General features: G+C 41.4%; 4 protein-coding genes and 1 pseudogene. All 5 read left to right on the top strand.

Annotation, left to right across the window (positions count from 1 at the left end):
* Nucleotides 1-424: 424 nt before the first annotated feature.
* Nucleotides 425-1327, top strand: a complete 903-nt coding sequence (gene yabG / locus M313_RS0116815) for a sporulation peptidase YabG (RefSeq protein ID WP_034773953.1) — start codon at nucleotides 425-427, stop codon at nucleotides 1325-1327.
* A gap of 264 nt (nucleotides 1328-1591) precedes the next feature.
* Complete coding sequence (veg, locus tag M313_RS0116810; RefSeq protein WP_010191377.1) at nucleotides 1592-1855, top strand: biofilm formation stimulator Veg; 264 nt, start codon at nucleotides 1592-1594, stop codon at nucleotides 1853-1855.
* A 230-nt stretch (nucleotides 1856-2085) separates the two neighbouring features.
* Nucleotides 2086-2268 carry a small, acid-soluble spore protein, alpha/beta type gene (locus M313_RS0116805; RefSeq protein ID WP_010191378.1) on the top strand — a complete coding sequence of 61 codons (183 nt, stop codon included), beginning with the start codon at nucleotides 2086-2088 and terminating at the stop codon, nucleotides 2266-2268.
* Nucleotides 2269-2429: 161 nt separating this feature from the next.
* Nucleotides 2430-3299 (top strand): 4-(cytidine 5'-diphospho)-2-C-methyl-D-erythritol kinase, encoded by an 870-nt coding sequence (gene ispE, locus M313_RS0116800; RefSeq protein WP_010191380.1) that lies wholly within the window; start codon nucleotides 2430-2432, stop codon nucleotides 3297-3299.
* A gap of 57 nt (nucleotides 3300-3356) precedes the next feature.
* A pseudogene (locus tag M313_RS0116795) lies at nucleotides 3357-3797 on the top strand (pur operon repressor); the annotation flags it as partial.

The raw sequence follows: 3797 nt of genomic DNA, 5'->3' as shown, positions 1-3797 counted from the left end.
TCCGCCTGAGGGGTCTCACCTGTCTCTTCCTCCCGCGGGCGTCTGCGCGCCTTCCACTCCAATCAACTTGGGTTACGTATTCAGCACTGGATATTCATTAGTCAAAAATGGATAAATCGTTTTTACGATGGATATAAGTGTCTTTACAATGGATAAACAAAAATTCAACCGATATTCGAGTAACAAAGCCAGCTAACATGAATGGACTTGTCCCAAATTAATAAGAAATACACAAAAAACTGCCACAGCATCAAGTATTCCCTCAAGATGTGGCAGCTTTTAAAATGCCCAGATATTGAATTCGGGCCAATGCGTTCACAACCTTCATTACACCAAGGAAAGTGCTCACACACGTAAAGTTCCCTGCATACTCTAGGTTAGATAGACCGTTGGGGTAAATGCCTTCTCCCAGTTGGAGGGAAAAATGATGCTGAAAATTGGAGACATTGTTGCACGAAAATCTTATAATTATGATCTTTTATTTCGTGTGATGGATATACATGAGAATGAATTAAAACAGCGTGTTGTTTTATTATATGGGGAAGATGTCAGGCTGATGGCAGATGCCCCTTACGAAGACCTGAAAGTAGTAGATGGAAAAGAGCAGATGACCAGGAAGCAAAGGGCGGAATCCAAGGTCAACAGATCTTTGCAACTCCTGCAACAGGACTATCAGCTGATTCGGGAAAAAAATGAATACGAGGCAACAGGTGGCTATAGTACAGAGCAAAACTATTTTCAAGTGCCAGGAAAGGTCTTGCATTTGGATGGAGATCCTTTGTATTTAAAAAAGTGCTTGGAGCTTTACGAAAGAATCGGCGTCCCTGTCAACGGAGTGCATGCAAATGAAAAAGAAATGCCTCTGAAAATAATCGAATTGATGGAAAAGTATCGACCGGATATCTTAGTTATCACCGGTCATGATGCATACTCCAAGAGCAAGGGGAAAGTGAACGACCTCAAAGCATATCGCCACTCTTGGCACTTTGTGCAAACCGTAAAAGAGGCCCGCCGGATCCAACCAAATCTCGATCAGTTAGTCATTTTTGCAGGCGCGTGCCAGTCCCACTTTGAATCATTGATACAGGCAGGCGCAAACTTTGCAAGCTCCCCATCTCGAGTGAATATACATGCCCTTGATCCGGTTTATATAGTGGGTAGAATTTGTTTTACTCCTTTTATGGAACGTGTAAATGTATGGGATTTATTGAAAAATACATTAACGGGGGATAAGGGACTTGGAGGTATTGAAACAAGAGGAGTTTTACGAACGGGAATGCCTTTTAGACCTTATAAAGAAGATGAAGAAGCGGATGAAGACTCTTAACGGTTAGAAGTTAAGGGTTTTTTTGTCGTATTTTAGCCCAATGAATTTAATCTAAAAACCACTCCTGGTAAGGATAAAAAGGTAATTTATCATTTTATACATAATTATTCCCCTATGTGCGCATAGTAAATGTAGACATATGAAGATAATTGTAGACAGAAATATATTGACAGGTTGCTTTTGTGGTTGTTATAATTTTAAGTTTTATTTGATTTTTCATTAAAAATATGTTACACTAACTATAGTATAGTGAGGTGGAGTAAAATGGGAAAAACGTTAGTAGATATCAAAAGAACGTTAGATTCTAATTTAGGTAAAAAGTTAACTCTTCGTGCTAACGGTGGTCGTAGAAAGACAATTGAGCGCATAGGGATATTAGCAGAAACTTATCCATCAGTATTTGTAATAGAACTAGATCAAGACGAAAATGCTTTTGAACGTGTATCCTACAGCTATGCAGATGTCCTCACAGAGACGGTACAACTTACATTTTTCGAAGAAGGCAATATGGCCATAAGTGGGCAGTAGACAACTATGTTTGCTGCTTTTTATTTTGCCTAAAAACACTTTAGCTGATGATTGGAGCGAAAGGCTGAGACTCCAGCAACGCCCTTAGGAAAGCGAAGCCTGGCGCGGAAATCAACAGCGGCGTTTAAAGCAACCCTCTTAAAAATACATATATAACCGCTTATAAAAACACAAAACCCCTCCAATACTAATACTGTCGCGTTCAACGATCAATGAGGAGGGCTTTTATCATGAGCAGAAGACGAAGCATAATGTCTCATCAGCTAAAAGAAGAACTGGCAAAAGAACTCGGTTTCTATGATGTCGTCCAAAGCGAAGGCTGGGGCGGAATAAAAGCCAAGGATGCCGGCAACATGGTAAAACGTGCCATAGAATTGGCAGAGCGACAACTTGTACAAAATCAACATAAATAGATAAATGAAGAACCGAAGTGAAAGCCACTTCGGTTTTTTGGCAACGCAGAAAAAACAGATCACTTTTGAAAACATAATATTTCCCATTGATGGAGATATTTCTGACAAGGAATATGGTACAATACATAGATAATTGGAGACGAATGAAGAAGGTGAAGAAAGTGAGACTGTTAGAAAAAGCACCAGCGAAAATAAACTTATCGCTAGATGTGCTACATAAGCGTCCAGACGGATTCCATGAAGTGAAGATGATTATGACCACCATTGATTTAGCTGACCGTATTGAACTGTCAGAGCGAAAGGATGGTCAAATCACCATTCTATCTCATAATCGATATGTTCCGGACGATAATCGAAATTTGGCCTACCAGGCAGCGGCCCTGTTGAAGGAACGGTTTAACGTGAAGCAAGGGGTTTCCATTGGAATTACAAAGGTGATTCCTGTTGCAGCAGGATTAGCTGGCGGAAGCAGTGACGCGGCTGCCACGCTACGCGGTTTGAACAGGCTGTGGAAACTCGGGCTTACCTTAGACGAACTGGCCGAGATTGGAGCTGAAATTGGTTCTGATGTGTCATTTTGTGTATATGGGGGAACGGCGGTTGCAACAGGACGAGGAGAAATTGTTCAACATATCCCTGCTCCGCCTCATAGTTGGATTGTTCTTGCGAAGCCGACAATTGGCGTATCCACAGCAGAAGTGTATAACAACCTCGACCTTAGTAAGGTTGAGCATCCCGATGTAGAAGGAATGCTTGCTGCCATTCATGAAAATGATTATGAAAAAATGATCGGGCTTGTTGGCAATGTGTTGGAAAGTGTTACATTAAAGCTTTATCCGGAAGTGGCACATATAAAAGAGCAGATGAAGAAATTCGGTGCAGATGCCGTTTTGATGAGCGGAAGTGGCCCGACTGTCTTCGGAATTGTTCAATATGATTCTAGAATGCACCGCATTTGCAATGGATTGAGAGGGTTCTGTGATCAAGTGTTTGCAGTCAGAATCCTTGGCGAGCGGAACAGTCTTGATTAAATCCGGATATTAATGTTATATTTACATTAGAATATTCGGATTTTAGGAGGAAAAAGCATGAAATTACGTCGAAGTGGTCGTCTTGTGGACATGACGCATTATTTGCTGCAACATCCACAAGGGTTAGTTCCGCTTTCCTTCTTTGCTGACCGTTATGGGTCTGCAAAGTCTTCCATAAGTGAAGATCTTGGAATCATTAAACAAACATTCGAACAGCAAGGAATCGGAACGCTTGTGACGGTCCCAGGTGCTGCTGGCGGTGTCAGGTATATCCCGTATGTAAGTCATGAAGAGGCATCTGCCTATTTAGAGGAATTGTGTGAAATGATCGCAAAGCCGGAAAGATTGCTCCCTGGCGGTTATTTATATATGACGGATATTCTTGGCAACCCGAAAGTTTTAAACAAAGTCGGGAAAATGTTCGCAACAGCATTCAGTCATAAAAAAGTGGATATTGTGATGACGATGGCGACAAAAGGGATTCCACTTGCACATGCA

Source organism: Bacillus sp. m3-13 (assembly GCF_000175075.1).
Classification (GTDB): domain Bacteria; phylum Bacillota; class Bacilli; order Bacillales; family Bacillaceae_I; genus Sutcliffiella_A; species Sutcliffiella_A horikoshii_C.
Note: the sequence above shows the minus strand (reverse complement) of the source record. Positions and strands in the feature narration are given on the sequence as shown.